Genomic DNA, 25,892 nt, shown 5'->3' with positions numbered 1-25,892 from the left:
TTCAAAGATCGGTTACGAGAGAACCGTCACAGCACCTTTACTGTCCTTTGAGGACTATTTACTTTCACTCGACCGAGTGAAAAGCGAAAACCTTCCCGGGATTGAGGATTCCGTGGGGGTCGAGCGCGTTTTTCACGGCTCGGTGCATCTGGAGCACGGCCGGTGCGAGCTCGTTTTCCAGGCCGGTCCGCTTGAGCAGCCCCACGCCGTGCTCGCCGGTCACGGTGCCGCCCAGCGCCAGCGCGTCGGCCACGATGTCGTCGAACGCGGCCTGCGCGCGCCGGCGCGCGTCCTCGTCGCCGAGGGGGGTGCTGAGCAACGGGTGCAGGTTGCCGTCGCCGATGTGGGCCACGTTGGCGATGTGCGTGTTGTGCCGCTTCGCCGCGAGGTCGATGCGGGCGAGCATCTCGGGCACGAGGTGCGTGGGCACGCAGACGTCCTCGGTGAGCACCGGGCCGAGCCGCTCCAGCGCCGGGTAGGCCAAGCGCCGCGCGGCGAACAACGCGTCGGCCTCCGCCTGGTCCGACGACTGTGCCGCCCAGCTCGCGCCTGCCTTTTCGAAGCACTCCAGCATCACGGTGGCCTCGTGCTCCCCCGCCGCGCCCGGGGCGTCGCTGCGGCCCAGCAGCACCACCTCGGCGTCGGCCGAAAGGCCCATGTTCTTCCACTCGTCCACGGCCACCAGGCAGTGCCGGTCGACGAGTTCGAGCGCCGAGGGCACCACGCCGGCCGCGCGGATCGCCGCGGCCGCCTCACCCGCGGCGACCGTGGAGTCGAAGTAGCCCGCCACGGTGCGCTCGGGCGCGCGCTTGCCGCGCAGGCGCACGGTGATCTCGGTGATCACGCCGAGCGTGCCCTCGGACCCGACCATCAGGCCGGCCAGGTCGTAACCCGCCACGCCCTTCGCGGTGCGGCGTCCGAGCCGCACGAGCTCACCGGTGCCGGTGACGACCTGGAGGCCGAGCACGTAATCCCGAGTGACGCCGTACTTCACGCAGCACACGCCGCCAGCGTTGGTGGCGACATTGCCGCCGATCGTCGACCACGGGGAGCTCGCCGGGTCGGGCGGGTACCAGAGGCCGTGCTCCGCGCAGGCCGCGCGCAGGGCGTCGTTCACGACGCCGGGCCCGACCACCGCGAGGCGTTCGACCGGGTCGATCTCGTGGATCGCCGTCATGCGGTCGGTGACCAGCACGACGCAGCCGGCCACGGCGTTGGCGCCGCCGGACAGCCCGGTGCCGGCGCCGCGCGTGACCACGGGCGCGCCGTGTTTCACGCACACCTGCACCGCGGCCTGCACGTCCTCGGCCGAGCGCGGCCGCACCACGACCTCGGGCAGCGCCCACGGTGCCCACTCGGCCTCGTCGTGGGCGAACCCGCGCAGCACGTCGGGATCACGCACGAGGACCTCGGGCGGCAGGACGGCTTGCAGGTCGTCGATCAGCATGGGCACTCCCGTCACATCGCGGCTTCTCCCGCCAAGTTACTGATCCGACCAAAAGTAGGCCGACCCCCTCGCGGCACGTAACCGTTGCTGCGAAGTCATTCGGCCGTGACTGTGGTCGGATCGGTAACAATCGACACAGTAGGGGCGGCGATGTCGAAACGGCGGCCTCAGCTTCGACGTAGAGGTAAGGAGCGACTTCAGAAGGCAGCCATGGAAACCAGCTCACGCGGGATCGCGATGTTGCGGGCCGTCGCCGCCGGGCGCGCGCGGGTGACGTGCAGTGCCGAACCGGACCTGTTCGTGGACGGTCTGCCGTGCTGCGATCAGTTCGCCGCCCACGCCCTGGCCCACGAGGGGCTCGTGCGCCCGGCGCGGCTCGGGCTCGTCGGGCAGCAGGTGCCGGCGGAGCTGACGCCGGCAGGCGCGGCCCTGCTGACGACAGCAGCCGCAGCGGCGTGAGATACCACGGGGGTGGGAAAGGGCAGGGCCCTGTCGACTCGCCCGAGCGCGAGTCGGCAGGGCCCTGGTCCGGGACGCCTACGTGTTGAGCGAGCCGTAGACGATGATGTTGTCGAGGTAGCTGTGCGCGGCGGCGTCGAACGCCCCGCCGCACGTGATGAGGCGGATCTGCGGGTCGCTGGTGTTGCCGTAGACCGCTTCGGTGGGGAATTCCTTCTTCGCGATCTGGTCGACCTTCGTGACGGTGAACGTGGCCTTCGACCCGTCCTGGCGCCCGATCACGACCTGGTCGCCCTTCTTGACCTCGTGCAGGCGCCAGAAGATGCCCTTCTGGTGGTTGCCGTCGATGTGCCCGAGCACCACGGCGGGGCCGACCTGGCCCGGCGTCGGGCTGTTTTCGTACCAGCCCGCCTGCAGCGGTTCGGTCACCGGCGGGACCTGCACGGTCTTGTCGGCGTTGAGGCCCAGCTGCACCAGCGACGAGTGCGCATCGATGCTCGGCACGTCGAGCGACACCGGCACCGAGCGGGAGAGCCCGAGCTGCGGTGCGGCGCTCGCGGGCGCGGCCGGCTGCTGCGCCGGGGCCGGCGCCGCGCCGCAGCCGGACAGCGCGAAGGTGGCGACGAGCGCCACCAGCAGCGCGAAGAACCCGAGGCGGCGGCGGATCACCGGGCGGTCGTTCACCGCGCTCACTGGGCGAAGACGGTGGCGAGCGAGCCGTCACCGGTTTCCGGCGCGCCGGCCGGGATCACCGTGACCTGGCCGGGGCCCTGGGCCGGCGGCTTCGCGGGCGCGGTGGGCTTCGTGGGCTCGCTCGGCGTCGCGGCGACCTTCGCGCAGGTGGCGGAGGCGAGGACGATGTCGCCGCTGCCCAGCGCACCGGTGGCCTTGCCGCCGAGGAGCTTCACGTGCAGGGCGTTGACCGTCAACGAGCCGTCTTCGTGCTTGATCTGCTCGTTCACGATCACCTGCACCACGCCCGGAACGCCGAGCTTCTGGTTCGGCGCGGTGCCCACGGGCAGCTTGCCGATGCGGCCGAGGTCGAGGCCGGCGAGCTCGGAGGAGGCCTTGATGCCGTCGGCCGTCGACGTGCACTCGGAGCTGATCACGCGCGCCTTCGGTGTCGCGCCCGCGAGCGGGGTGAGCACGGGCAGCGTGGCGTCGACGATCGAGGCCTTCGACGCGACCTGGCCCTCGGTCTTCTTGGCCGAGCTGCTCACCGCCTTCGCCGTGACGAGGCCCTTCAGCGGCACGTTCACCACCTCGGCCGACGTGGGACCGTCGGTGTTCGACGGCGCGATCTTGCCCGTCTCCACGGAGATTCCCTTGTCCCCCAGCACTCCCGCGAGCAGCGAGACCGACGCGGACGCACCGTAGGCCGACCCGGCGGGCGCGTCGGCGGCGACCGCCGAGGGGGCGGCGGTGGCGAGCAGGGCGAGGGCTGGAGCGGCGACCACGAGGGTCCGTCCGCGCAGCAGGGCAGAACGCATGAATTGTCCTTTCGAACACCAAGAATGGAACCCGCCCGCGGATCCCCGAATCCACGCGTGACCCGACGCAACTGTCGATCACCGGCGAGGAACGCGACGCTATCAAGGGGGCCCGGAATTGCAAAGCAAGATCCGCTGCGGTGCGCGCCGGTCAGCCGAGTTTGTGACCACGTTTTCCGCAATTTCACCACTAAAGAGTGATGTAACGCGCTGGGTTGCGCTCGGTTTTCTTACGCTGCGCAAGGGTGGTCCCGCGCCCACTTGGCGGAATGCTCCCCCTTCCACTCTTCGGAGTGATCCTAGGGATGGGTGATCGGCCGCCACTCACCGTCATGTGACCACTACGGCAGACCGTGAGTTTCTCGTCAAAGTCGCACAACCCGAGACGCACGGAATCGTCGTCCGGAATTGTCCACAATGGAGCATGGGCGGCATTCCCCGTCAGCGCGTACGCAGGTACTCGGTCGTCTACGCCGCGGTGACGACGTCGGCGCACCGGGCGAGCCACTGAGCACGCCGGCGACAACCACGGACACACAAGAGAGGAGGGGAACCCCCTCGGCTCCCCTCCCCGTCGCGTCGGCCCGTCCAGCGGGTCAGATAGCTCCGCCGTTGGCGAAGATGTTCTGGCCGTTGACCCAGCGGCCCGGGGCCGGCCAGGAAGGCGACGACCTCGGCGATGTCCTCCGGCTGACCGAGGCGCTCCGAAGGCACCTGCGACGCGATGCGGTCCCTCAGCATCCGTTTCTGGTGCCGGTGACGTGCAACCCGCCCGTGTACCGCGGCGCCGGCCACCGGAGGCGAAGTTGAACCGATCGCGACGGAAGACGAGTCCGAAAACGGTCCTCAGTAGACCGTCGCCATCGCCTCCCGCACCTCGGCCAGCGTCGCGTCCGCCGCGGCGGACGCGCGCAGGTTGCCGTCGCGCAGCAGCTCGGACACCAGCGCCGGATCGCCGGCGAACTCCGCCCGGCGCTGCCGGATCGGCGCGAAGTAGTCGTTGACGGCTTCGGTCACCACGCGCTTGAGCACGCCACCACCGCCGCCACCCACCTCCTGCGCGATTTCCGACGGCACGACGCCCCGGCACAACGCGGCCAGCAGCACCAGGCTCGACACCTCGGGCCGCTGCTCGGGATCGTAGGTGATCACGCGGTCGGAGTCGGTTTTCGCGCCCTTGATGAGCCGCGCGGTCTCGTCCGCACTGGCCCGCAGGGCGATCGCGTTGCCGCGGCTCTTGCTCATCTTCCGGCCGTCGGTGCCGAGCAGCGACGGCGCCGCCGACAACAACGCCTCCGGCTCGGGGAAAACGGGGCCGTACCGGTCGTTGAAGCGGCGGGCGATGGTCCGCGTCACCTCGAGGTGCGGCAGCTGGTCACGCCCGACGGGCACGAGATTGGCCTTGCAGAACAGGATGTCCGCCGCCTGGTGCACCGGGTAGGTGAACATCAGGCCGCTCACCGAACCCTGGTGCGAGTGCGCGATCTCCTCCTTCACGGTCGGGTTGCGTTGCAGCTCGGGCACGGTCACGAGGCTCAGGAACGGCAGCAGCAGCTGGTTGAGCGCGGGCAGCGCGCTGTGGGTGAACACCGTCGAACGCTCGGGGTCGATGCCCACGGCGAGGTAGTCGAGCACCAGCTCCCGCACGTGGCCGGGCAGGTCGTCGGCGACGTCGCGGTCCGTCAGCACCTGGTAGTCGGCGATCACGAGGATCGTGTCGACGCCCTGGTTCTGCAGACGAACTCGGTTCTGCAGGGTGCCGAAGTAGTGCCCCAGGTGCAGCGGCCCGGTCGGCCGGTCGCCGGTGAGCACGCGGAAGTCGGCCGGCGACTTGAGGATCTCGGCCTCGAGCTCGGCGCTGCGCGCCACGGCCGGGTCGGTCATCAGGAGTTCCGTCCTCGGTGGTGTTCGACGATCTTCGTGGTCAGCGCCAGCAGCTGCTCGCGCTCTTCGGCGCTCAACGGTTCGAGGCTCGCCTTCTCGGCCGCCCGGGCGCGAGGTTTGACCTTTTTGAGCAACGCCGCACCTTCCTCGGTGAGCCCGAGCAGCTTCCGGCGCGCGCTGGCCGGGTCGGTCGTGCGGGTCAGCAGCCCGCGTTCGACGAGCCGGGAGACCAGCGGCGTGAGCGTGGCGGAGTCGATCATGGTCACCGCGGTGACCTCGGTGAGGCTCGCCCGGGGGTTGGCCTCCAGCGCGAGCAGCACCGTGTACTGGGGCGGCGTGATCTCGGTGATGCGCTCCTGCCAGCACGCGGTGGTGGCCTGGACGGCCCTGCGCAAGATGATCACGTGGTTGCCTCGCAACCCGGTTCGCTCGGCACGGACCACCACTCCTCCGTTCTCGACACAACACCTCGACACGGCGCTGATCTCTCGTGTACGAATGTTTCGTACACGAGTGTACTACAACCACCGAAGGAGCACCCGTGCTCGACCTCGCGCCCCTGTTCACCCTCGACGTGCGGCTCGCCGCGCCGAAGTTCGTCCACAACGGACCCCACGGCGAGCGCCGCGTGATCGACGTCCTCGGCGGGACCTTCACCGGGGAACGCCTGAGCGGCGAGGTGCTGCCCGGCGGCGCCGACTACCAGCTCATCCGCCCCGACGGCGTGGCCGAGATCGACGTGCGCACCACCCTGCGCACGGAGCACGGCGACCTCGTCTACGTGACCGGCCGCGGCCTGCGCCACGGCCCGGCCGAGGTCCTGCGGCGCATGGCGGCGGGCGAGCCGGTGGACCCGGACTCGTACTACTTCCGCGAATGCCTGCTGTTCGAAGCGGGCAGCCCGGAGACGGAGTGGCTCAACCGGGTGGTGACTGTCGCACGCGGAGAACGCACGCAGTCGACGGTGAAGGTCGAGGTCTTCGAGGTGCTGTAGCCCCTGGGCTAGGTTGGCGCCATGGCGGCTTACACGCACGGCTATCAGGAGTCCGTCCTGCGCTCGCACCGGCAGCGGACCGCGGAGAACTCCGCCGCGTACCTGCTCCCGCGGCTCGCGCCCGGGCAGACGTTGCTCGAAATCGGCAGCGGCGCCGGCACGATCACGGCCGAACTGGCCGCTCTGGTCGCGCCGGGCCGGGTCACCGCCGTCGAACTCACGGAAACCGCGCGCGACCTCGGCCGGGCCGAAGCCGGGCGCCGCGGCCAGGACAACATCGACTTCGTGGTCGGCGACGTCCATGGCCTCGACTTCCCCGACGACACGTTCGACATCGTCCACGCGCACCAGGTGCTGCAGCACGTGGCCGACCCGGTGCAGGCCCTGCGGGAGATGCGGCGCGTCTGCCGGCCCGGCGGCGTGGTCGCCGCGCGGGACTCCGACTACGCCGCCTTCACGTGGTACCCGGCCGACCCGGTCCTCGACCGCTGGCTCGCGCTCTACCAGCGCGCCGCCCGCGCCAACGGCGGCGAACCGGACGCCGGCCGTCGTCTCCTGGCGTGGGCCCACGCCGCGGGCTTCACCGACGTCCGCCCGTCGTCCACCACGTGGTGCTTCGCGACCCCCGACGCCCGCACCTACTGGGGCGGCATGTGGGCCGACCGCATCCTCGAGTCGGACATCGCCGCCCAATCCCTGCGCGACGGCCTGGCGACCCAGGAGGAACTCGACGAGATCTCCGCCGCGTGGCGCCGCTGGACGGACAATCCGGACGGCTGGATTTCCTTGCTGCACGGGGAAATCCTCGCCATCGCCTGAGGACCGTTTCCGCGGTCACGGTTACGCACAAGCGTTGACGCGGCGGCGTGGCGCGCTGTTGGATTCCCGATCGTGCGTCGAAGAGAACTGGTCCCGCGAGCTGGGCGCGGCCGGCATCGCGGACCCGCACGCCCTCATCCCGCAGCTCGCCGTGCGCTACGACGGCGGCCTGGCCGGTTCGAAAGCCGCGAAGAACGCCGAACCCGTGCGGTTGGCCCGCGCGATGGCCGAACGGCTCCTGGCGGGCGCGGAACGCGCGTGAGCTACGGGAGCCGGTAGCCGACGATCCGCAGGGCGAAAGTGCCGTACAGCGCGGCCACTTCCGCCGCGCTGTAGTGCCCGTCCGGGTGGAACCACGCCTTCGCGTTGTTGCCCATCTCCAGGATCGCGAACGACGCGACCCGCGGCTCGGGCACGTCGAACAGGCCTTGCGCGCACCCACGGTCGACGATCGAGAGGATTTGCGCGCCGTAGGCGTCGCGTTTGTCGATGATGGCCTGGCGCAGCGGGGTGTCGAGGTTGCGGATCTCGCTGTTGCAGACCGTGACCTCGGCAGGGTTCTCGAGGAAGTCCAGCACCGTGACCTCAGTGGCGCGCCGCAGCTGGTCGGCCAGGTCCGTCACGCCGTCGAGGGCCGTGGCGAGCGCGGTCAGGGCGCGGTCCATCGCCACGTCCATGATCCGGTAGAGCAGATCCTGCTTCGACGGGACGTGGTTGTAGAGGTTCGGCGCCGAGACCGCCAGGACCTGCGCGATGTCCTTCATCGACGTGCCGCGGTAGCCCTGCCTCGCGAACAGGTCGCGAGCAGCTTCGTGCACGGCCTGCGGCGAGACGGCCGTTGACTTGGTCACAGCATCCAGACTATCGTCTCTTTCCACCCCCATTAATTAACGTTCATTAACCATCGACCGGGGACTCCGGCCGGTCGATCTCGCGAACGGCCGACACCAGCCACCGCCACGCGGCCGCCCTCGCTCCTGAATGCCAGTGCAGTCATCAGGTTCGGACGGTGCTCCCCGCCGTCCCCAAAGCGACGAGGAGAGCTCCATGGCCAGTGAGCCGACGCCGGGTGCGGGAGCACCGGCGACGACGGAGGCCCCCGGGACACACGCCCGGCCACCCATGCGCCGGGTCGCGCTCTCGGTGCTGATCGGCACGACCATCGAGTGGTACGACTTCCAGCTCTACGGGATCGCCGCCGCCCTGGTCATCGCGCCGCTGTACTTCCCGTCCGCCGACCCGCTCGCCGGTTCGCTGCTCGCGTTCTCCACGTTCGCGATCGGGTTCGGCGCCCGGCCGGTCGGCGGCATCATCCTCGGCCACTTCGGCGACCGCATCGGCCGCAAGAAGATGCTGGTCCTGTCGCTGACGATGATGGGGTTCGCGACGTTCCTCATGGGCGTGCTGCCCACCTACGCGCAGGTAGGCGTGTGGGCACCGATCCTCATGGTGCTGCTGCGCCTCGTGCAGGGCTTCGGCGTCGGCGGCGAATGGGGCGGCGCGGTGCTCACGGCCGTGGAATACGCGTCGCCACGCAAACGCGGCCTCTACGGCAGTCTGCCGCAGGTCGGGGTCCCGGCCGGGCTGGTCCTGTCCACGCTGATCTTCCTGCTGGTCTCCCAGCTGCCCGAGCAGCAGTTCATGGCGTGGGGCTGGCGGATCCCGTTCCTCGTCAGCATCGCCCTGGTGGTCGTGGGGCTCGTGGTGCGGCTGCGGCTGCGCGAGACACCGGTCTTCGAGAAGGTCCGAGAGCGCAAGGAAGAGCAGCGCGCGCCGCTGATCACGGCGATCCGCGCGTACCCCAAGCAGATCCTGCTCGCGATCGGGTCGATGATCAGCACCGGCGCCTACTACTACATCGTCAACACCTACGCCCTGAGCTACGCCGCCTCCTCGAAGTCGATGGACCGGGCTTCGCTGCTCACCGCCATCATGATCTCCGGGGTGGTCGCGTGCGCGGCGCTGCCTTACTTCGGCTCCATGAGCGAACGGTTCGGCCGGCGCCGCATGATCCTGGTGGGCCTCGCGGCGATGGCCGTGTGGATCTACCCGACGATCCTCGCGGTCGCGAGCGGCAACTTCGCCGCCGTGCTGGGGGCTTACGTCGTGGGCGCGGTCTTCTTCAGCGTCAGCTACGGCCCGCAGGCCACGTTCATCGTGGAGATGTTCGACGCCCGGGTGCGCTTCAGCGCCGCGTCGACCAGTTTCCAGATGGGTGTGCTGCTGGGCGGCGCGCTCGCCCCGATCATCGCGGCTTCGCTGGCGCGGGCCACCGGCACGGTCGTCTCGGTCGCCGTCTACGTCTGCCTGGTTTCGCTGCTGTCGCTCGGCTGCGTGCTGGGCGTCAGCCGGGCGGCGCTGGCCCGGGGCAGTGCCGACCTCGACTCCGTGTGATCCCTTCCGTCCCCATCACACGGTGTTTTCAGCGCCGAGGGGCCGTGCCCGAGCGGGTGCGGCCCCTCGGTCGCGTCTGCCGGGCCGGCAACGATTTCGGTGAAATCTGAGCCGATGGAGACTGGTTTCCCGCTTCTCAAGACAGGTACAGATAGTAAAGAGACGGTACTGTCAGTAGTGCTGTCTTTTACCTGCCCGCGGCGACCGGCCCATCGAGGAGTGATCACGTGCTGATCAGGCACCCCCAGCGCAAGCATCGAGACCGGAGGGTGCCGTTCGGCGCCAGCCGGGTCCTGGCGACGGGATCCGGGCGATGAGCGCGGGTTCCGACTACCTGATCGTCGGTGGCGGGTCGGCCGGTGCGGTGCTCGCGAACCGCTTGAGCGCGGGTGGGCGCTCGGTGGTCCTGATCGAGGCCGGGCGCTCGTTTCCCCCGAACCTCTACCCGGCCGACCTCGCCGATGCCGACACCGTGGGCGGGCCCGACGGGCACGACTGGGGGTACACCGCCGACAGCGGCCAGCTGGGCCGGCGCATCCCGGCGATCCGGGGCAAGGCGCTGGGCGGCTCATCGGCGGTCAACGCCGCGGTGGCGATCCGCAGCCGTCCCGCCGACTTCGCCAAGTGGGCGGCGGCGGGAATCGAGGGCTGGACGTGGGACGAGGTGCTCCCGTCGTTCCGCGCGATCGAGAACACCACCGACGGCGGCGACGAGCTCCGCGGCCGCAGTGGCCCGCTGCCGATCCGCACCCGCCGGCCCGAGGAGCTCACGCCGTCACAGCTGGCCTTCATCGAGGGCGCGGCCGAACTCGGCTTCGGCCGGGTGGAGGACTTCAACGGTGCCGCGCCGGAGGGTGTCGGGCCGTATCCGCTGAACGTGATCTCCGGCCGGCGGATCAACACCGGCATCGCCTTCCTCGACGATGGCGTCCGGAGCAGGTCCGGGCTGCGGATCGTCGACAACACCGAGGTCTCGCACGTGCTGCTGGACGGCCGCAAGGCGGTGGGCGTCGTCGCGGCCGACGGCACGGAGTTCCGGGCGGGCACGGTCGTGCTGGCCGCCGGCGCCTACGGCAGCCCCGCCGTGCTGATGCGGTCCGGCATCGGCCCCGCCGACCACCTCGGCTCGCTCGGCATCGAGGTGGTCGCCGACCTGCCGGTCGGCGACGGCTTGCAGGAACACCCCTTCTACTACAACGTCTACGCCCTGCGGCCGGACGCCAACTCGATGCACCCCGCGGCGGGCGCGATCCTCTGGACCTCGTCGTCCAGCGCACTCCCGGGCGATCTCGACGTGCACATCTCGGCCACCCACCTGTTCGACCCGGCCGCGAGCCCCACGGGCGGCGCGATGGTACTGGCCGTGTCGGTGACCCAGCCGGAGTCCCGCGGCCAGGTCCGCCTCGACCCCCGGAACCCGCACGGCGCACCCGCCATCTCGTACAACCTGCTGGCGACGCCGCGTGACAAGGAGCGGATGCTCGAGGCCGTCCGGCTGTCCCGCCGCATCGGCACGTCACCGGCGTTCGCCAAGGTGGTCGACCGGGAGATGACGCCGGGGCCGGATGTCTCCGACGAGGGGCTGGAGCGCGCGGTGCTGGAACAGCTGGACGTCTACGCCCACCCGACGTCCACGGTGGCGATGGGCCCGGTCGTCGACAACCGCGGCCGGGTGCACGGCATCGAAGGCCTGCTCGTCGCCGACGCGTCGATCATGCCGCTCGCGCCCAGCGCCCCGACGAACGTCACGACGATGATGATCGCGGATCGCATCGCCGGCTGGCTGCTCACCGATCCGGGGCCGTTGGGGCAGTGATCACCGGACCCACCCGTCGTCAACTGGCGGCGGGTGGGTGCTCCGGGGTGGGGACGCGTGTGCAGCCGTCGGCGTAACCATTCCAGGAGGTCCCGGTCGGCACCGCGGGCGATCAGGTCTTCCAGTTCGGCGTGATCCAGCCGAACCCTCCGCCGAGAGCTCATCGCCGGATGATCAATGCGGAGACCTTCGGGTGCCTTGAGCTTGGTCCCCATCGGCCCCAGCCGAACTCGACCGGTTTCGAAACCGCCGAGCCGCTTGAACCGCGCATCTTTCATCACGGGGTCGACAAGCCGCTTCACCAGCGTGTCGAGCGCGCCTTGCTCAATTCGTGGCGAGCCAGGGCGCGAGCAGCACTTCCAGATCCGCATCCGACAGCGCCCGCCGGCTTTCGCCGAAGCCCTGCCAGCGCGAGGCGTCACGTGCGGCGTGGAAGTCCACCGCGTACGCGCGCATCAGCACGTACATGAAGCTCTCCGAATCGAACCGCTCGCCCAGCAGCGTGCGGGCCGTGCGGGCCACGTCGATGGCGGTGCTCCCGCCCGCGAGCTTCAGTTCTTCCGCCGCCGGGTCCAGCAGGCACGGGGTAGCGATCACAACGACTTCTCCATCACCGAACGAAAAACTCAGCCTTCAGCAGCCAACTGCCCACACGCGGCAGCAATGTCCTGACCCCGCGTGTCGCGCACCGTGCACGCCACACCACCGGCGTTGACCAACCGTACGAACTCGCGCTCCACCGGCTTCGGGGAGGCGTCCCACTTGCTGCCCGGCGTCGGGTTCAGCGGGATCACGTTCACGTGCACGAGCTGGCCCAGGTGCTTGCGCAACCGCTTCGCCAGCAGTTCCGCGCGCCACGGCTGGTCGTTGATGTCCCGGATGAGCGCGTACTCGATCGACACCCGGCGGCCCGACGTGTCCGCGTAATACCGCGCTGCCTCGAGGACCTCGTCCACCGACCAGCGGTTGTTCACCGGCACCAGCGTGTCGCGCAGCTCGTCATCCGGCGTGTGCAGCGACACCGCCAGCCGCACCTGCATCTTCTCGTCCGCCAGCTTCCGGATCGCCGGGGCCAGACCCACCGTCGACACCGTCACCGAACGCTGCCCGATCCCCAGGCCCTCGGGGGAAGGATCCGTGATCCGCCGCACCGCGGCCACCACCCGCTTGTAGTTCGCGAGCGGTTCACCCATGCCCATGAAGACGATGTTCGAGAGGCGGCCGGGGCCGCCGGGCATTGCGCCGTCGCGCATGACCGCGGCGGCGGAGCGGACCTGGTCCACGATCTCGGCCGTCGAGAGGTTGCGGTCGAGGCCGCCCTGGCCGGTCGCGCAGAAGGGGCACGCCATGCCGCAGCCGGCCTGGCTGGAGATGCAGAGCGTCGCGCGGTCCGGGTAGCGCATGAGGACGCTTTCGAGCAGCGTGCCGTCGTGGGCGCGCCAGAGCGTCTTGCGCGTCGCGCCGCCGTCGGCGGACAGGGCGCGCACCTCGGTGAGCAGCGACGGCATGAGATCCGCGACGAGCCGCTCCCGCGCAGCCGCGGGAATGTCCGTCATGTCGGCCGGGTCGACGGTCAGCCGCGAGAAGTAGTGGTTCGACAACTGCTTCGCGCGGAACGCCTTCTCCCCCAGCTCCACCACCGCCGCGGCCCGCTCGGCCACCGAAAGGTCCGCAAGATGGCGCGGCGGCAGGCCGCGCTTGGGCGCATCGAAAACAAGGGGGAGGGCAGTCATAACCGATCCAGTATCCCACATGTCGGTCAAACCCGTTCGGGTGGTCCAAGGTGACGACGGCGCCCACGTTGCCCATGGTGCCGAGCACGGAGGACGCCCCGCGTCCCCGCCCGCACCCCACGCCCCGAGCATCACGGCCGCGTTCCCCGGACCCCGACCACACGCGCAGCGGCCTACGCCATCAAGGTCATGGAACCCCACCGCACGCGCGGCCAGGACCGCGACAGCCGCCGTGGCCGCGGCGCAACGGGAGCCAAGCCACTCACACCGCACCAACCCGTGCACCCCGCACCGCCTCCACCACCCGCACCGCGTCCACCGACCCCGCAACGTCGTGCACCCGCACGCCCCACGCACCGGCGTGAGCGGCAAGGACCGTGACGGCCGCCGTAGCCGCGTCGCGGTCGCAGGTGGGGCGGTCCACGGCGTGGCCGAGAAAACGTTTGCGGGAGGCTCCGACCAGCACCGGGAAGCCCAGCCCCACCAGGGCACGCAGGCCCGAAAGCACAGCCCAGTCGTGGTGGGCCAGCTTCGCGAAGCCGAGGCCAGGGTCAAGGATGAGCTGCTCCGCGCGCACGCCGGCGGCGAGGGCGGCCTCGACGCGCACCGAGAGCTCGGCCACGACCGTGCCGACGACATCGGACGGGTACGTCGCCGCCGAGTTCATGTGCCGGCTGGGCCCGCGCCAGTGAGTGAGGACCCACGAGGCCCCGGACTCCGCCACCACCCGAGCCATGGCCGGGTCGGCCAGGCCGCCGCTGACGTCGTTCACCAGCGTGGCCCCGGCGGCGAGGGCAGCCTCCGCCACGGCCGCGCGGGTCGTGTCGACGCTGACGGCGACGCCCGCCGAGCACAGCTCCTCGACGACCGGCACGACCCGCGGCAGTTCCTCCTCGACCGGAACGCGCTCGGCGCCCGGGCGCGTGGATTCGCCGCCCACGTCGACGTAGGACGCGCCGGCGGACCACAGCGCCAGGCCGTGGGCCACGGCCGCCGAACGCGCGGCGTAGCGGTCGCCGTCGGAGAACGAATCCGGCGTGACGTTGAGGATGCCCATCACCGCGCAAGGAGCCATCGCGAGAGCCGTCATGCGATCTTGCGCAGGTCACCCCGCCGGTCGTCCTGCTTGTACGGCGCCTGCGCGACTGTGACGCGGATCGGCAGCTCCGGGTTCCCCGGATTGCCCCACACGACCGTGAGCTCGGTGCCGATCTCGCTGTGCGCGACGTCGATCGTCGCCAGGGACAGCATTTGGCGGAAATAGTAACTGTAACCCCGGGAAGTCGCGACGCCGACGACGTTTCCGTCGCGTTCGACCCGGTCGGCCCACATCATTCCCCGCTGATCGCGCGGCATTTCCATGTACGTGTAGTTCTGTCCCGGCTCGAACAAGGAGTCGTGGACCTTGCGCACGTCTTCACTGTTCCACACCAGCGTTCGCAGCACTCGGCGCGGATTGGCCTTCTCCTCCATCAACGCTGTACGGCCGCGGAACTCGTGGTCGAAGTTGATCGTCCGGGCCCAGCCGAGCTCGACCGGGCTGCGGTAGTAGTCGCTGATCCGCTTCCCCTCGAAACTGCCCGCCACATAGGCGGGCTGCGCGAAAGCCGGCATCGACGAGCGGAACACCTCCAGGTAGTCAGCCATCCCTTCGTCGAAGATCGCCGGGATGTAGTCGGTGGCAATGGTGGGGTAGGACGCCTCCAGATGGTTGATCATCGCCACCCGCCCGCCCAGCTTCCGGATCCCGAACTCCTGCCCTGCCTCGACGACGGCGTCGTACACCTCCTGCCCGAACTCACGAGGACCCTGCAGCTCGAACCCGATCTCCCCCGCCATCCCCTGGCGCAGCGCGTACACCTCGTGCCCGGCGATCCGGATCGGCGCGACCCACATGAACCTCGTCTCGAGCAGTTTCTCGGGATCGGCGAGCTTCGAGAGCACCTTGAGTGCGGTCGGCCCCGAGACCTGGAAGATGAACCAGTCTTCCCGGGTCAGCGAAACGTCGTGACCGCTCGACGCGGCTTCGTGGTTCACCAGGAACCCGCCCCGGCCGTGCAGCACGAAATCGTCGTCGCCGAAGCGCGTGAGGATTCCTTCGTGGATCACCTTTCCGTCGACGTTGGTGTGGATGGCGTGTTTCGACTGGCCGACCCGGAAGTTCTCGAACGTGTTCACGGTGATCCCCGACAAAAGACGCAGCGCGTCCTTTCCGCGAATCCGGTGCTGCCACAGAAAAGACCAGTCGCCGATGTAGCAGGTCTGCTTCCACGACATGCTCTCGTCGAGCCAGTCCGTGTACTCGGGACTGCCGAAACGGCTCCACGCGTAAATCTCGGGCGGCGTCCGCATGCTTTCGACGCTGAACTTCACGGTCGGTCCCCTTCCGGATCGGGTGTGATCACGTCGACGTTAGGGCCGCTCGCGAGCCGCCGGATCGACCCGACGGCCACCCCGGTCTACGTCATTCGGCCAGTACCGGTCGGGCGTGATGCCGGATCCGCCGCAACGGCGAGCTGCCTAGCGTCGAAAGGGACACCCGGAAGGAGACGCGGATGAGCGATCAGCCCTCGACCAGCCCGGTGCGCACAGCGACGATCGCCGCCTGCGTACGCGTGGCACAACCAAGCTTCGCCAGCACGGCGCTCACGTGGGTGCGCGCCGTCCGCTCGCTGATCCGCAACCGCGTCGCGATCTCCCGGTTCGCCAGCCCTTCGCCCACCAGCGTGAGCACCTCGCGTTCCCGAGGGCTCAACGAGTCGACCGCGTTGGGCTGCCGCACGCGGTTTCCCGGCGCGAGGGCCCGCGCGAGTGCGGGGTCGATGAACAGCTCGTCCCGCGCGGCGGCCCGGATCGCGGCCTCCACCTCGGCCGGGCCCGCGTCCTTGAGCAGGTACCCCGCCGTGCCCAGTGCCAGCACCGCGTCCACGCGTTCGAGCTCGCTGAACCCGGTGAGGATCACGGTCTTCACCGAGGGGAACTCGGCCGCGATCGCCTTCGCCGTCTCGACGCCGTCCATGCGCGGCATCATCAGGTCGAGCAGCACCACGTCGGGCAGCCGGTTGTCGCCGGCGAGCCGCCGCAGCGTCACCAGCGCATCCACGCCGTCCTCGGCCTCGCCGACGGCCGCGATGTCGTCGAACGCGGCGAGGAAGCTCAGGAGCCCCCGGCGGACCATCGCGTGGTCGTCGACGATCAGCACGCCCAGTGTCACGACTTCGCCTCTTCCGATCGTGCGCTCAGCGTCGCCGCCAGGCGCGTGCGGTCGCCGACGCGCCGCAGCCGGATCGTGCCACCCCACCGCGAAGCCCGGTAGCGCATCGACGCGAGCCCGTACCCTTGCGGATCCCCGTCCGGGCCGACGCCGTCGTCCTCGACCACCGCAGCAACCCGCGCACCGTCGACCGACACGGACACGGTGACGGCATGGGCGTGCGCGTGTTTCACCACGTTGTGAACTCCCTCGGAGACGATGTCGTACAGGTCGTCGGCGAGAGCGGTGTCGAGGTCGTCCGCCTCCGCGGCCACCTGGAGCGTGACGCTGATGCCGGCTCGTTCCGCCGTCTCGTCGGCGAGAGCGGCGAGCCCACGGCGCAGCCCGCCCTGCGCCGTGATCGACTTCCGCATTCCCTGCACGATGGCCCGCAAGTCCCCCTGAACGGACTTCGCGAGGTCCTGGATGTCGACGGCCTGGCGGACGACGGCCTCGGCCCCGCCGCGGGCGCCCAGCGCCTCGATTCCCTTGGCCTGCATGCCGATGGCGAAGACCTGCTGGATCACCGAATCGTGCAGGTCGCGCGCAAGCCGCTGCCGCTCGTCGACGCGCACCTGCGTGCGGCTGCGCTCGATCAGCTCGTGGTAGTCGATCGCGACCGCGGCCTGCTCGGCCATCGCGGTGAGGAACTCCGTGAGCGCGGGTTTGATCTCGTAGCCGGAGCGCACGTAGACGAGCAGCGCGCCGATGGGGTGCTCGCGCGCGATGATCGGTGTGGCCACGAAATCGCTCCAGTCGAGGTCGGCGACGTACTCGTGCATCGGCTCGTAGAAGCTCGATTCGAGCATGTAGCGCTTGCGGTCCCGCTGGATCCACTGAGTGCCGGTGTCCATCGTCGCCAATGTCGCCAGCGGCGCCCCGAGGTCACGACAGGCCTTCAGGCGCTCGAAGAAGTCGGGGTACTCGGCGAAACCCGTCGCGCCCATGATCGCGATGTTTTCACCGCCGGGCTCGGAAGTGATGATCTGCACGGCCGCGATCCCGTCGGCGGCGTCGATTTCCTCGGCCATCGTGTGCAGCAGCGAGCTGATCGTGCTGCGGGCCGACACCCGGGCCGCGGTCCGTGCCAGGGCCGCGACACGGTGGTTGTGCAGCCGTTGCTCCGTGACATCGCGAAGCAGGTGCACCAACCCTCCGCCCGGGTTCGGCCGGGACTGGCACGCCACGTGCAGCTCCGCACCCGAAGCCGAGGTGAGCCGCACCTCCGTCTCGGCCTCGCCGGCGCCGGCGAGGCCCGCGGGTGCCGGTCGGCCGACGAGCCCTGCACCGAGCAAAGCCTCCGCTTCGGCATTGACGGCCGTGACCACGCCTTCGCGGGTCAGCAGGACGGCACCGGGCACCGCGTCGAGCAGCACCACGTCGTCGCTCATCAGTCGTCACCCGCCTCCCGAGTCGACCCAACCTACCGCCGACGCAACCGCGCCCGGTGTTCCGCGGACAAGGAGTAACCATTCGATGAGTGCGGAAGTCATCGACGGGCGCGTGTGCGCCGAAGCCCTCAAGACCGGCCTGGTCACCGACGTCGGGCTGCTGACCGCCCGGGGAATCGGCGTCGGCCTCGCGACCGTGCTGGTCGGCGACGACTACAGCGCGGCCGCCTACGAACGCCGGCTGCGGCGCCTCGCCGAGCAGGTCGGTGTGCCCTACACGCACCGGCGGCTGCGCGCGGAAACCACTCAGGCGCAGCTGCTCGCGGTGCTCGAAGAGCTCAACGCCGACCCCGGGATCTCGGGGATCCTGGTGCTGCGGCCCCTGTCGCCGCACCTGGACGAGGCAGTGGTCTTCCGGGCGATCGACCCGGCGAAGGACGTCGAAGCCGTGCACCCGGAGAACGCCGGCCTGCTCGCGCTCGGTGTGCCGCGGTTCGTGCCGTCGACCGCCGCTTCGGTTTTCCACCTGCTCGACAACTACCTCGACTCCGTCGGCGAGCACCGCGCGGACTTCTACCACCGGTCGCTGATCGTGGTTGTCGGACGCTCGAACAACGTCGGCAAGCCCGCGGTTTCCCTTGCGTACGAACGACAAGCGACCGTGTTGTCCGTGGACGAGTGGGCCGACCGCACCACCGGCATCGGCCGGCACACGCGCTGGGCCGACGTGCTCGTGGTGGCTGCGGGCAAGGCCGGGCTCGTGAAGGCCGAGCACGTGAGCGACCGGGCCATCGTGCTCGATGTCGGCATCAATCCGCAGGTGAGCGCCGACGGCAGGGTGCGGCTGGTCGGCGACGTCGACCACGCGTCGGTCTCCGCCCGGGCGCGGGCGCTGACCCCGGTGCCCGGCGGCGTCGGACCGGTGACCGACGTCTGGCTGCTGCGCAACACCGTCCTGGCCGCCCAGCTGCGCGCCGGTCTCCGTCCGTCGTCGACCCGTCCCGTCCTGGAGGCATCGTGACCCAGCGCGCCGTTTTGACCCTGTCCTGCCCGGACACCGCCGGCATCGTCCATGCCGTCTCGGGTTTCCTTGTGGAGCGTGGGCTCACGATCCTGCAGAGCCAGCAGTTCGGCGACCCGATCTCGGGCCGGTTCTTCCTGCGGCTGGAGTTCGCCTCGGTGGCAGGGGAACCGCTCGACCTGGCCGCGTTCCGGCGCGACTTTTCTTCGGTGGCAACACAGTTCTCGCTCGACTGGCGCCTCGCCGACTCGGCCGAGCCCACGCGCACGGTGCTGATGGTGAGCAAGTTCGCGCACTGCCTCAACGATCTGCTGTTCCGCAACTCGATCGGCGAGCTGAACCTCGACGTCGTCGCCGTGGTGTCCAACCACCCCGACCTCGGCCGGATCGCCGACAGCTTCGGCGTGCCGTTCAAGCACATCCCCGTCACCCGCGACACGAAGGCCGAGGCGGAGGCCGCGCTGATCCGGCTGGTGCAGGAGGAGAACGTGGACCTCGTCGTGCTCGCGCGCTACATGCAGATCCTGTCCGACGATCTGTGCAAGCAGCTCGACGGCAAGGCGATCAACATCCACCACTCGATGCTGCCGAGCTTCAAGGGCGCCAAGCCGTACCACCAAGCCCACGCTCGCGGGGTGAAGGTCATCGGGGCCACCGCGCACTACGTCACGGCTGACCTCGACGAGGGCCCGATCATCGACCAGGAGCTCATCCGCGTCGACCATTCGCTGACACCGGACCAGCTCGCCGCGCGCGGACGTGGCGCGGAGACCCGCGCGCTCGCCCGTGCCGTGCGCTGCCACACCGAAAACCGCATTATCGTGGACGGCGGCCGCACCGTGGTCTTCCAATGACGGCCGCGCTGCCGATCGGCGACTTCCTCACCGCGCTCGCCGCCCGCTCCCCCACCCCGGGCGGCGGCGCGACGGCCGCCCTGCATGCCGCCCAGGCCGCGGCCCTGCTCGGCATGGTCGGCCGCTACACGACCGGCCCGCGTTATGCAGACCACGCCACGTCCGTCGAGGCTGTGCTGGCTTCGGCCGACGCCGCCCGCTCCGCGGCGCTGACCCTCGCCGACGACGACGCGACCGCGTTCGCCGCCGTCGCCGTCGCGTACCGCCTGCCGCAGACCACTGGCGCCGAACGCGCCCACCGCACCACCTCGATCACCACGGCCACGGCGGCGGCCGCCGAGCCACCCGCCGCCGTGCTCGCCCTGGCTCTCGAGCTGATGGACCTGGCCGAGGACCTGCTGCCGATCGCGAACCGGAACGTGCTCACCGACGTCGCCGCAGCCAGCGAAGCAGCGCGGGCTGCCGCGACGACAGCCCGGCTGAACGTGGAGATCAACCTGCGGCTGATCACCGAGCCCGCTCTGCGGACCCGCCTGCTCAAGGCCGTCGCGACGGTCGAGCCGCTGTGCCGACGAGCGGCACGGATCGATGACCAGGTGAGGCAGGAGATCGCTTCGTGAGGGTTTCGAGCGGTCCGGGCGACGAAAACCACAGTCCAGCCGAAAGGCCGGTGATCAACCTCGGCTGATCACCCACCACGCCTTCCGCGACCGACAAGCGGAGGTTCGTGAACCCCGTCAGCTGGTGAGGGTTTCGAAGCGCCGCAGCGTCTCCTCGCGGCCCAGGGCCTGCGTGATCGAGTGCAGGTCCGGGCTGCGGGTCGAGCCGGTGATCGCGATGCGGATGATCTGCGACGCCTCACGGATCGAACCCGGGAACGCATCGGGGTTCTTCTTCAGTTCCTTGGCGTTCTTGGCGAAACCGTGTTTGGCCGCGACGTCGCGGATCTGCTGGAACCACTCCTGGCCGTCGTCGAGTTGCTGGTAGTTCGCGACGAAGTCGGACGCCACGGCGCGCACCACGTCGGGGGCCACGCCCAGCGCCGCGATGCGTTCGTCGGACGGGCCGGTGGCCGGGGTGTGCAGTTGGGGGAAGAAGAAGCCGTAGACCGCGCGGAACTCGCTCCACTTCTTGAGGTCCTTGCGCGGGTTCTCGGCGCCTTCGCGTTCGACGGCCAGCGCCCGAAGCGCCAGGTCCTCGGACGAGGAAAGCACCGACAGCAGCTCCGGGTCGAACCGCTCGGCCCACGTGCGCACGGCGGCGAGGATGTCCGTGCCCGAGAGGGTCGCGATGTGGTCGGCCGAGATGTCGTCGAGCTTGACCAGGTCGACGAGTGGGCCGGCGACGCCCATTTCGGCGAGGTTGATCGGCTCGTCGAGCGCCTGTGTCAGCGGCATTTCGGCGAGGCGGCCGTTGGCGAGGCCGCGCAGGTAGTAGAGCACGGCCTCGACCGGGTAGCCGGCCTCGATGTAGAAATCGACCGACGCCTCGGGGTCCTTGCGCTTCGACAGCTTGCGCTTGCTGCCGCCCTCCTGCTTCATCAGCGGGGCGATGTGGGCGTAGGTGATGGGCTCGAAGCCGAGCGCGTCGAACAGCTGCTGGTGCACCGGCACGGACGAGATCCACTCGTCGCCGCGGATGACGAGGTTCACGCGCATGAGGTGGTCGTCCACGGCGTGCGCGAAGTGGTACGTCGGCAGCCGGGGGCTCTGGTCGGAGCTCTTGAGGATCACCACGTCGTTGCGGTTGGCCTCGGCTTCGATCGTGCCGCGGATGGCGTCGGTGAAGCGCACGCGGGCGCCGGTGTCGTCGGGGGCGCGGAAGCGGACGACCCACGGCTCGCCGGCGTCGAGTTTGGCCTGCACGTCCTGCGCCGAAGCGTCGCGCCAGAGCGCCCACGAGCCGTAGTAGCCGGTGGGCAGCTTCGTGGCCTGCTGGCGCGCGGTGATGGACGCGAGCTCGTCCTTCGTCGCGAAGTCGATGTACGCGCGGCCTTCGCGCAGCAGCTGGCGCACGTACGTCAGGTAGATCTGCTCCCGAGCCGACTGCTGGTACGGGCCGTAGTCGCCGCCGCGCAGCGTGTCTTCGTCAGCCTGCAGGCCGAAGTAGGTGAAGCCGCGCTCGAACTGCTCCAGCGCGCCCTCGACCTCGCGCGACTGGTCGGTGTCCTCGACGCGCACGAGGTAGCGGCCACCGGACCGGCGCGCGATGTCCTGGTCGATCGTGGCCACGTAGATGCCGCCGATGTGCACGAACCCGGTGGGCGACGGGCCGAACCGGGTCACCTGCGCGCCGGCGGGCAGCGGCCGCGCCGAGTACTGCTGTTCCCAGTGCTCCGGCTCGGGCAGATCCGCGGGGAACAGGGCGTCGATGACCACTCGGTCCAGCATGGGGGGTCGGGTCTCCCAGGTCGTCTCAGGGCGTCTTCTTACTCCTTCGAGTATCTCCGACCACCGCAAACACCCCTCGCGCAGGTCCCCGGCAGTCGGCAGGTTGCATCGCGATCGTTTCCGATATATCGTGAACCAGTCGCAACCGTTCGCCCTGCCGGAGGCGGGGCAGACAACACAGAAGGAACACTGACATGAGGCACCCTTACCCCGGTGCGCGAGGCGCGCACCAACACGGAGAACACGGTCGTCCCGCTTTCGGCCCCTTCGGCCGCGAGTTCGGCGACTTCGGCTTCGGCCCCGGCGGCCCGATGGGGCGCGGCGGCCGGCGCGGTCACGGTCCCGGCGGACGGCGAGGCCACGGCGGCCCGCGTCGCGGCCGGCGCGGTGACGTCCGCGTCGCGATCCTGACCCTGCTCGCGGAACAGCCGCGGCACGGCTACGAGATCATCCGCGAGATCGGCGAGCGCAGTGGCGGCTTCTGGAAGCCCAGCCCCGGCTCGATCTACCCGACGCTGCAGATGCTGGCCGACGAAGGTCTGGTCGTGAGCAACGACGAGAACGGCAAGAAGCTGTTCGAACTCACCGACGAGGGCCGCGCGGCCGCGGAGCAGCAGACCGGCACCCCGCCGTGGGAGCACTTCGCCGAGGACGTCGACCCCGTCGAGGTCGATCTGCGCAAGGCGGGCGCCACGCTCGCGGCGGCGGTCGTGCAGGTGATGCGCGCCGGCAGCGCGGGCCAGCAGGCCCGGGTGGTCGACGTGCTCAACGAAGCACGCCGCTCGATCTACACGATCCTCGGCGAGGTCGAGGAAGACGAGTCACCGGAAGCCGCGGAGTGACCCGGCAGGACGAGGCCGGTGGGCTTGATCCGCGTGTGCACGCGGTAGCCCACCGGCAGCGTCACGTCCGAGCCGAGAGTGCGGCGACGCACCTCGGCGACGGCTCGCGCGGCCACTTGCGCGCTGAACTCGATCTTCAGCACCGACTCCAGCGCGGCGTGGTCGGCGAACCGCCAACGAGTGGCCACCCGGCGCAGGCGGAAACCCTGTCCGTCGAAGAACCGCTCTACCTCGGCCGGGTCGTAGTGCGGAAGATCGGCGCGCAGCCACCCGCCGGAGGGCTCGCTCGTCGCGTCGAGGTCCACGATCAGGATCGAACCGCCGGGCCGCAGCACGCGTTCCGCTTCGCGCAGCCCCGGTTCGCAGCCGGGCCCGAAGAAGTACGCCGTGCGCGCGTGCACCACGTCGACGCTCGCGTCTTCGACCGGCAGCCGTTGCGCGCGGCCTTCGCGCACTGACACGTTCGGCAGTTCCTGCACCCGCTTCGCCGCGTCTCGCGCCAGCGGTGGGTGCGGCTCCACACCGAGTACCGAACGCGCGTCAAGAGCGAAGCGCGGCAAGTGGAATCCGTCACCACAACCGAGATCCAGGACGTCACGACCGGTCCAGTCGCACTCCTCGCGCAGCACGCGCCAGATCTCGTCGTCGACGTCCTGCGCGCGGTTCTCCACCTCGTAGGCCTGCTGGTAGTACCAGATATTGGGGCTCGGCAAGACCTCCGTCGCACGGGAGCCGCGCGGGGAGCGGGAGAACCATCGCACGAACTCCTCCAACGACGAGAGCCCCGAACCGGTTCCGGGTTCCGCGGCTCACAGGGAAAAAATCACGGGCACCGCATAGACTTTCCTCCTCACCGAGAGGGAGGCCGCGATGACCGTCGGTTCGGCCAGTTCACGTCCGATTCCGGCCGGCCTCCCGTGCTGGATCGAAGTGGCCTGCCGGGACGAAGCGGTGTCGCAGCAGTTCTACACCGGCCTGTTCGGCTGGCAGTTCGCCGCGCGCCGCGACCCCGCCGCACCCACCGGCCGTTACTGGATCTCGTCGCTCGCCGGTGAACCGACCGGCGGGCTCTACCAGGCCGGGGTCCACAGCGCGCCGGGCTGGACGCTGCACGTCTCGGTGCCGCACACGGCGAGCGCGGCCGAATGGGTGGAGCACCTGGGCGGCCGGGTGACGCTCGGTCCCGTCGCGATCCCCGACCGCGGCAACATCCTGCACGCGATCGACGCCGCGGGCGCGCCCGTGGTGTTCTGGGAGGCGCCGCCGGACTGGCGGTTCTTGACCGGCATCCCCAACACCTTCAGCGGCGCCGACCTCAACGCCCACGACGGCGCGGCGGCTGATCACTTCTACACCAAGCTTTTCAACTACTCGAGCCACCAGATCGGCGACGGCGACAGCGTCGACTACACGGAATACCTCATCGAGCACACGCCCGTGCTCTACCGCTACGTGATGGGCCCGGAGTACGCGCGCGACACTCCCCCGCACTGGCTCGTGTACTTCGAGGTCGACCCGGCCCGCGGCTGCGACGCGACGGCCGGTCAGGCGCTGATGCTCGGGGGCACCGTGGTGATCGAGCCGTACGACACGGCCTTCGGCCGCATGGCGATCCTCGCCGACCCCGACGGTGCGGTCTTCGCGGTGATCGACCACTCGCGCACCCTCGACGACGTGGGCCGAGCCGAGGTCGACGACCCCTACGACGACTGATTTCCGCCCAGCAGCCCCGTCAGTGCCACGACCCCCGCATACCCGGCCGCGACGACCCACATCGCCACACCAGGCAGCAACCCGCCGACGAGCGCGACACCGATCGCGCCCCCGGTCTGGCGCGCCGCGTTGAGCACCCCCGCCGCGATGCCTGCCTTGCCGGGCAACGCGTTCATGGCCAGCGACGTCATCGCGGGCATCGCGAGCGAACAGCACCCGAAGACCACGGAGAACACCACCAGCGGCACCGGCGACGACGTGGCGGGCAGCAGCGCGAGGCCGGCCGCGCCCACGAGCGCGACGACGCCGCCGGCGACGATCGGCAGCCGTTCGCCGAAGCGGTGGGTGAGCCGTCCGCTGAAGAAGGCGTTGAGGCCCACCGACAGCGTGAGCGGCACCAGCGCGAGGCCGGCGACGAGCGCGTCGAGGTGCCAGACGCGCTGCAGGAACAAGGCGAGGCAGAACAGCGTGCCGTAGAGGCAGAAGTTGAACAGGCCGCCGATGGCCGTCGCGACCGCGAAGGACCGGACCTTCAGCACCCCGAGCGGCAGCACCGGCGCGGTGATCACCTTTTCCGCCGCCACGAACGCGATCCCGGCGACCACCCCCACGCCGATCAGCACCAAAGTGGTCGCGTCGGTCCAGCCGGCGTGCCCCGCTTCGATGAAGCCCGCGACCAACGCGGCCAGCGCCGCCGTGCCGAGGATCTGCCCGACGACGTCGAGGCGGGTGGTCCGGTGCGGCGTGGTCTCCGTGACGTGGCGGTGGGTCAGCCAGATCGCGATCAGGCCGACGGGCACGTTGACGGCGAACACCAGCCGCCAGTCGGCCAGGCCCACGGCGAGCCCGCCGAGCACCGGGCCGGCCGCGAGCCCGACCCCGCTCATCCCGCCCCACACGCCGAGCGCGCGAGCGCGAGCGCCGACCTCGGGGAACTGGTGGACGATCAGCGCCAGCGAGGACGGCAGCAGCGCGGCCGCGCCGGCACCCTGCACGGTGCGCGCGGCAACCAGCCACGGCAGTGAATCCGCTGTGGCGCAAGCGATCGAGGCGAGCACGAACACCGCGGTGCCGATCTCGAACACGCGCCGCGAACCCCACCGGTCCCCCGCCTCACCCCAGGTCAGCAGGAACGCGGCGAGCGCGACGGTGTAGGAGTCGACCACCCACTGCAGCGCGGCCGTGGACGGTTCGCCGAATTCGGCGCCGATGGCCGGCAGCGCGAGGTTCACGATGGTCGCGTCGAGCGTGATCATCACGAACCCGAGGCACACCGCGGTGAGGGCGAGCCGTGCGGAACCGCGGTGCCGGGTCGAAGTGGTCATGTCTCGAGTCAAGCCCGCGAACGCTTCGGTGGTCCACGAACCGTTCCCTCACGCTGGGAGGGCGAAG

The 25,892-nt window shown here is 70.1% G+C and carries 26 protein-coding genes; 11 read left to right on the top strand and 15 right to left on the bottom strand.

Going from position 1 to position 25,892, the window contains the following annotated elements; translation table 11 throughout:
• Positions 1-64 precede the first annotated feature (64 nt).
• A complete protein-coding gene (locus tag ACWEOE_RS11190) occupies positions 65-1,447 on the bottom strand; it encodes an FAD-binding oxidoreductase (protein WP_452007082.1) in 1,383 nt (460 codons plus the stop codon).
• 210 nt (positions 1,448-1,657) lie between these two features.
• Between ACWEOE_RS11190 and ACWEOE_RS11185 the strand changes: the two genes are divergently transcribed.
• Positions 1,658-1,906 (top strand): hypothetical protein, encoded by a 249-nt coding sequence (locus tag ACWEOE_RS11185; RefSeq protein ID WP_452007080.1) that lies wholly within the window; start codon positions 1,658-1,660, stop codon positions 1,904-1,906.
• 78 nt (positions 1,907-1,984) lie between these two features.
• Here the strand turns inward: ACWEOE_RS11185 and ACWEOE_RS11180 are convergent, their stop codons facing one another.
• The 4 genes from ACWEOE_RS11180 to ACWEOE_RS11165 form a co-directional block, all read right to left on the bottom strand.
• Entirely contained in the window at positions 1,985-2,575 is a 591-nt protein-coding gene (locus ACWEOE_RS11180) for a class F sortase (protein ID WP_452007244.1), read from the bottom strand.
• A gap of 20 nt (positions 2,576-2,595) precedes the next feature.
• Complete coding sequence (locus ACWEOE_RS11175; protein ID WP_452007078.1) at positions 2,596-3,396, bottom strand: choice-of-anchor P family protein; 801 nt, start codon at positions 3,394-3,396, stop codon at positions 2,596-2,598.
• An 846-nt stretch (positions 3,397-4,242) separates the two neighbouring features.
• Positions 4,243-5,280 carry a tryptophan--tRNA ligase gene (gene trpS / locus ACWEOE_RS11170; protein WP_452007076.1) on the bottom strand — a complete coding sequence of 346 codons (1,038 nt, stop codon included), beginning with the start codon at positions 5,278-5,280 and terminating at the stop codon, positions 4,243-4,245.
• Positions 5,280-5,684, bottom strand: a complete 405-nt coding sequence (locus tag ACWEOE_RS11165) for a MarR family winged helix-turn-helix transcriptional regulator (RefSeq protein WP_452007074.1) — start codon at positions 5,682-5,684, stop codon at positions 5,280-5,282. Before ACWEOE_RS11165 ends, trpS begins: the two co-directional genes overlap by 1 nt.
• A 137-nt stretch (positions 5,685-5,821) precedes the next feature.
• Between ACWEOE_RS11165 and ACWEOE_RS11160 the strand changes: the two genes are divergently transcribed.
• The 3 genes from ACWEOE_RS11160 to ACWEOE_RS11150 are packed head-to-tail and all read left to right on the top strand — an operon-like array spanning position 5,822 to position 7,355.
• Positions 5,822-6,274, top strand: coding sequence for a DUF3237 domain-containing protein (locus tag ACWEOE_RS11160; RefSeq protein WP_452007072.1), 453 nt, complete (start codon positions 5,822-5,824; stop codon positions 6,272-6,274).
• Positions 6,275-6,295: 21 nt separating this feature from the next.
• Positions 6,296-7,093 (top strand): methyltransferase domain-containing protein, encoded by a 798-nt coding sequence (locus tag ACWEOE_RS11155; RefSeq protein ID WP_452007070.1) that lies wholly within the window; start codon positions 6,296-6,298, stop codon positions 7,091-7,093.
• A 34-nt stretch (positions 7,094-7,127) separates the two neighbouring features.
• Positions 7,128-7,355 (top strand): hypothetical protein, encoded by a 228-nt coding sequence (locus ACWEOE_RS11150; protein ID WP_452007068.1) that lies wholly within the window; start codon positions 7,128-7,130, stop codon positions 7,353-7,355.
• Between the two features lies 1 nt (position 7,356).
• Here ACWEOE_RS11150 and ACWEOE_RS11145 read toward each other — a convergent pair whose 3' ends face one another.
• Entirely contained in the window at positions 7,357-7,944 is a 588-nt protein-coding gene (locus ACWEOE_RS11145) for a TetR/AcrR family transcriptional regulator (RefSeq protein ID WP_452007066.1), read from the bottom strand.
• A 196-nt stretch (positions 7,945-8,140) separates the two neighbouring features.
• Here ACWEOE_RS11145 and ACWEOE_RS11140 point away from each other — a divergent pair, with 196 nt between their 5' ends.
• Both ACWEOE_RS11140 and ACWEOE_RS11135 read left to right on the top strand, forming a co-directional pair.
• A complete protein-coding gene (locus ACWEOE_RS11140; protein WP_452007064.1) occupies positions 8,141-9,487 on the top strand; it encodes an MFS transporter in 1,347 nt (448 codons plus the stop codon).
• 313 nt (positions 9,488-9,800) lie between these two features.
• On the top strand, positions 9,801-11,303 hold the full coding sequence (locus ACWEOE_RS11135; RefSeq protein WP_452007062.1) for a GMC family oxidoreductase: 1,503 nt from the start codon (positions 9,801-9,803) through the stop codon (positions 11,301-11,303).
• A 324-nt stretch (positions 11,304-11,627) separates the two neighbouring features.
• On the opposite strand, the gene ACWEOE_RS11130 is transcribed toward ACWEOE_RS11135, so the two are convergent.
• The 6 genes from ACWEOE_RS11130 to ACWEOE_RS11105 all read right to left on the bottom strand — a co-directional run bounded on the left by ACWEOE_RS11130 (position 11,628) and on the right by ACWEOE_RS11105 (position 17,680).
• A complete protein-coding gene (locus ACWEOE_RS11130; RefSeq protein ID WP_452007060.1) occupies positions 11,628-11,900 on the bottom strand; it encodes a hypothetical protein in 273 nt (90 codons plus the stop codon).
• Positions 11,901-11,929: 29 nt separating this feature from the next.
• Positions 11,930-13,036, bottom strand: a complete 1,107-nt coding sequence (gene rlmN / locus ACWEOE_RS11125) for a 23S rRNA (adenine(2503)-C(2))-methyltransferase RlmN (RefSeq protein ID WP_452007059.1) — start codon at positions 13,034-13,036, stop codon at positions 11,930-11,932.
• A 262-nt stretch (positions 13,037-13,298) separates the two neighbouring features.
• Positions 13,299-14,126 (bottom strand): dihydropteroate synthase, encoded by an 828-nt coding sequence (folP, locus tag ACWEOE_RS11120; protein WP_452007057.1) that lies wholly within the window; start codon positions 14,124-14,126, stop codon positions 13,299-13,301.
• Positions 14,123-15,388, bottom strand: coding sequence for a glycine cleavage T C-terminal barrel domain-containing protein (locus tag ACWEOE_RS11115; protein WP_452007055.1), 1,266 nt, complete (start codon positions 15,386-15,388; stop codon positions 14,123-14,125). Before ACWEOE_RS11115 ends, folP begins: the two co-directional genes overlap by 4 nt.
• A 211-nt stretch (positions 15,389-15,599) precedes the next feature.
• Positions 15,600-16,250 (bottom strand): response regulator, encoded by a 651-nt coding sequence (locus tag ACWEOE_RS11110; RefSeq protein ID WP_452007053.1) that lies wholly within the window; start codon positions 16,248-16,250, stop codon positions 15,600-15,602.
• Positions 16,247-17,680, bottom strand: a complete 1,434-nt coding sequence (locus ACWEOE_RS11105; protein WP_452007051.1) for a histidine kinase — start codon at positions 17,678-17,680, stop codon at positions 16,247-16,249. Before ACWEOE_RS11105 ends, ACWEOE_RS11110 begins: the two co-directional genes overlap by 4 nt.
• A gap of 85 nt (positions 17,681-17,765) precedes the next feature.
• Between ACWEOE_RS11105 and ACWEOE_RS11100 the strand changes: the two genes are divergently transcribed.
• Genes ACWEOE_RS11100 through ACWEOE_RS11090 form a run of 3 tightly spaced genes read left to right on the top strand, consistent with a single transcriptional unit; the run spans position 17,766 to position 20,175 of the window.
• Complete coding sequence (locus ACWEOE_RS11100; RefSeq protein WP_452007049.1) at positions 17,766-18,701, top strand: bifunctional 5,10-methylenetetrahydrofolate dehydrogenase/5,10-methenyltetrahydrofolate cyclohydrolase; 936 nt, start codon at positions 17,766-17,768, stop codon at positions 18,699-18,701.
• Positions 18,698-19,555, top strand: a complete 858-nt coding sequence (gene purU, locus ACWEOE_RS11095) for a formyltetrahydrofolate deformylase (protein WP_452007047.1) — start codon at positions 18,698-18,700, stop codon at positions 19,553-19,555. Before ACWEOE_RS11100 ends, purU begins: the two co-directional genes overlap by 4 nt.
• Positions 19,552-20,175, top strand: a complete 624-nt coding sequence (locus ACWEOE_RS11090) for a cyclodeaminase/cyclohydrolase family protein (protein WP_452007045.1) — start codon at positions 19,552-19,554, stop codon at positions 20,173-20,175. Before purU ends, ACWEOE_RS11090 begins: the two co-directional genes overlap by 4 nt.
• A 117-nt stretch (positions 20,176-20,292) precedes the next feature.
• Here the strand turns inward: ACWEOE_RS11090 and ACWEOE_RS11085 are convergent, their stop codons facing one another.
• Positions 20,293-21,945 (bottom strand): glutamate--tRNA ligase, encoded by a 1,653-nt coding sequence (locus ACWEOE_RS11085; protein ID WP_452007043.1) that lies wholly within the window; start codon positions 21,943-21,945, stop codon positions 20,293-20,295.
• 194 nt (positions 21,946-22,139) lie between these two features.
• Between ACWEOE_RS11085 and ACWEOE_RS11080 the strand changes: the two genes are divergently transcribed.
• Positions 22,140-22,787 (top strand): PadR family transcriptional regulator, encoded by a 648-nt coding sequence (locus ACWEOE_RS11080; RefSeq protein ID WP_452007041.1) that lies wholly within the window; start codon positions 22,140-22,142, stop codon positions 22,785-22,787.
• Here the strand turns inward: ACWEOE_RS11080 and ACWEOE_RS11075 are convergent.
• Positions 22,733-23,548, bottom strand: coding sequence for a class I SAM-dependent methyltransferase (locus tag ACWEOE_RS11075; RefSeq protein WP_452007039.1), 816 nt, complete (start codon positions 23,546-23,548; stop codon positions 22,733-22,735). The genes ACWEOE_RS11080 and ACWEOE_RS11075 overlap by 55 nt on opposite strands.
• 109 nt (positions 23,549-23,657) lie before the next feature.
• Here ACWEOE_RS11075 and ACWEOE_RS11070 point away from each other — a divergent pair, with 109 nt between their 5' ends.
• Positions 23,658-24,500, top strand: a complete 843-nt coding sequence (locus ACWEOE_RS11070; RefSeq protein WP_452007037.1) for a VOC family protein — start codon at positions 23,658-23,660, stop codon at positions 24,498-24,500.
• Here ACWEOE_RS11070 and ACWEOE_RS11065 read toward each other — a convergent pair.
• On the bottom strand, positions 24,488-25,825 hold the full coding sequence (locus ACWEOE_RS11065) for a DHA2 family efflux MFS transporter permease subunit (RefSeq protein ID WP_452007035.1): 1,338 nt from the start codon (positions 25,823-25,825) through the stop codon (positions 24,488-24,490). The genes ACWEOE_RS11070 and ACWEOE_RS11065 overlap by 13 nt on opposite strands.
• Positions 25,826-25,892: the final 67 nt, after the last annotated feature.

Source organism: Amycolatopsis sp. NPDC004368, assembly GCF_053602515.1.
This window is presented reverse-complemented; position numbering and strand designations above follow the sequence as displayed.

Excerpts from the sequence above, each read along its gene's own strand:
- rlmN (WP_452007059.1), bottom strand. The coding sequence starts at position 13,036 with ATGACTGCCCTCCCCCTTGTTTTCGATGCGCCCAAGCGCGGCCTGCCG.
- ACWEOE_RS11190 (WP_452007082.1), bottom strand. The coding sequence starts at position 1,447 with ATGCTGATCGACGACCTGCAAGCCGTCCTGCCGCCCGAGGTCCTCGTG.
- ACWEOE_RS11070 (WP_452007037.1), top strand. The coding sequence starts at position 23,658 with ATGACCGTCGGTTCGGCCAGTTCACGTCCGATTCCGGCCGGCCTCCCG.
- ACWEOE_RS11155 (WP_452007070.1), top strand. The coding sequence starts at position 6,296 with ATGGCGGCTTACACGCACGGCTATCAGGAGTCCGTCCTGCGCTCGCAC.
- ACWEOE_RS11085 (WP_452007043.1), bottom strand. The coding sequence starts at position 21,945 with ATGCTGGACCGAGTGGTCATCGACGCCCTGTTCCCCGCGGATCTGCCC.
- ACWEOE_RS11140 (WP_452007064.1), top strand. The coding sequence starts at position 8,141 with ATGGCCAGTGAGCCGACGCCGGGTGCGGGAGCACCGGCGACGACGGAG.
- ACWEOE_RS11065 (WP_452007035.1), bottom strand. The coding sequence starts at position 25,825 with ATGACCACTTCGACCCGGCACCGCGGTTCCGCACGGCTCGCCCTCACC.
- ACWEOE_RS11115 (WP_452007055.1), bottom strand. The coding sequence starts at position 15,388 with ATGCGGACGCCGCCCGAGATTTACGCGTGGAGCCGTTTCGGCAGTCCC.
- ACWEOE_RS11080 (WP_452007041.1), top strand. The coding sequence starts at position 22,140 with ATGAGGCACCCTTACCCCGGTGCGCGAGGCGCGCACCAACACGGAGAA.
- ACWEOE_RS11090 (WP_452007045.1), top strand. The coding sequence starts at position 19,552 with ATGACGGCCGCGCTGCCGATCGGCGACTTCCTCACCGCGCTCGCCGCC.
- ACWEOE_RS11135 (WP_452007062.1), top strand. The coding sequence starts at position 9,801 with ATGAGCGCGGGTTCCGACTACCTGATCGTCGGTGGCGGGTCGGCCGGT.
- ACWEOE_RS11105 (WP_452007051.1), bottom strand. The coding sequence starts at position 17,680 with ATGAGCGACGACGTGGTGCTGCTCGACGCGGTGCCCGGTGCCGTCCTG.
- ACWEOE_RS11100 (WP_452007049.1), top strand. The coding sequence starts at position 17,766 with ATGAGTGCGGAAGTCATCGACGGGCGCGTGTGCGCCGAAGCCCTCAAG.
- ACWEOE_RS11185 (WP_452007080.1), top strand. The coding sequence starts at position 1,658 with ATGGAAACCAGCTCACGCGGGATCGCGATGTTGCGGGCCGTCGCCGCC.
- ACWEOE_RS11175 (WP_452007078.1), bottom strand. The coding sequence starts at position 3,396 with ATGCGTTCTGCCCTGCTGCGCGGACGGACCCTCGTGGTCGCCGCTCCA.
- trpS (WP_452007076.1), bottom strand. The coding sequence starts at position 5,280 with ATGACCGACCCGGCCGTGGCGCGCAGCGCCGAGCTCGAGGCCGAGATC.
- folP (WP_452007057.1), bottom strand. The coding sequence starts at position 14,126 with ATGACGGCTCTCGCGATGGCTCCTTGCGCGGTGATGGGCATCCTCAAC.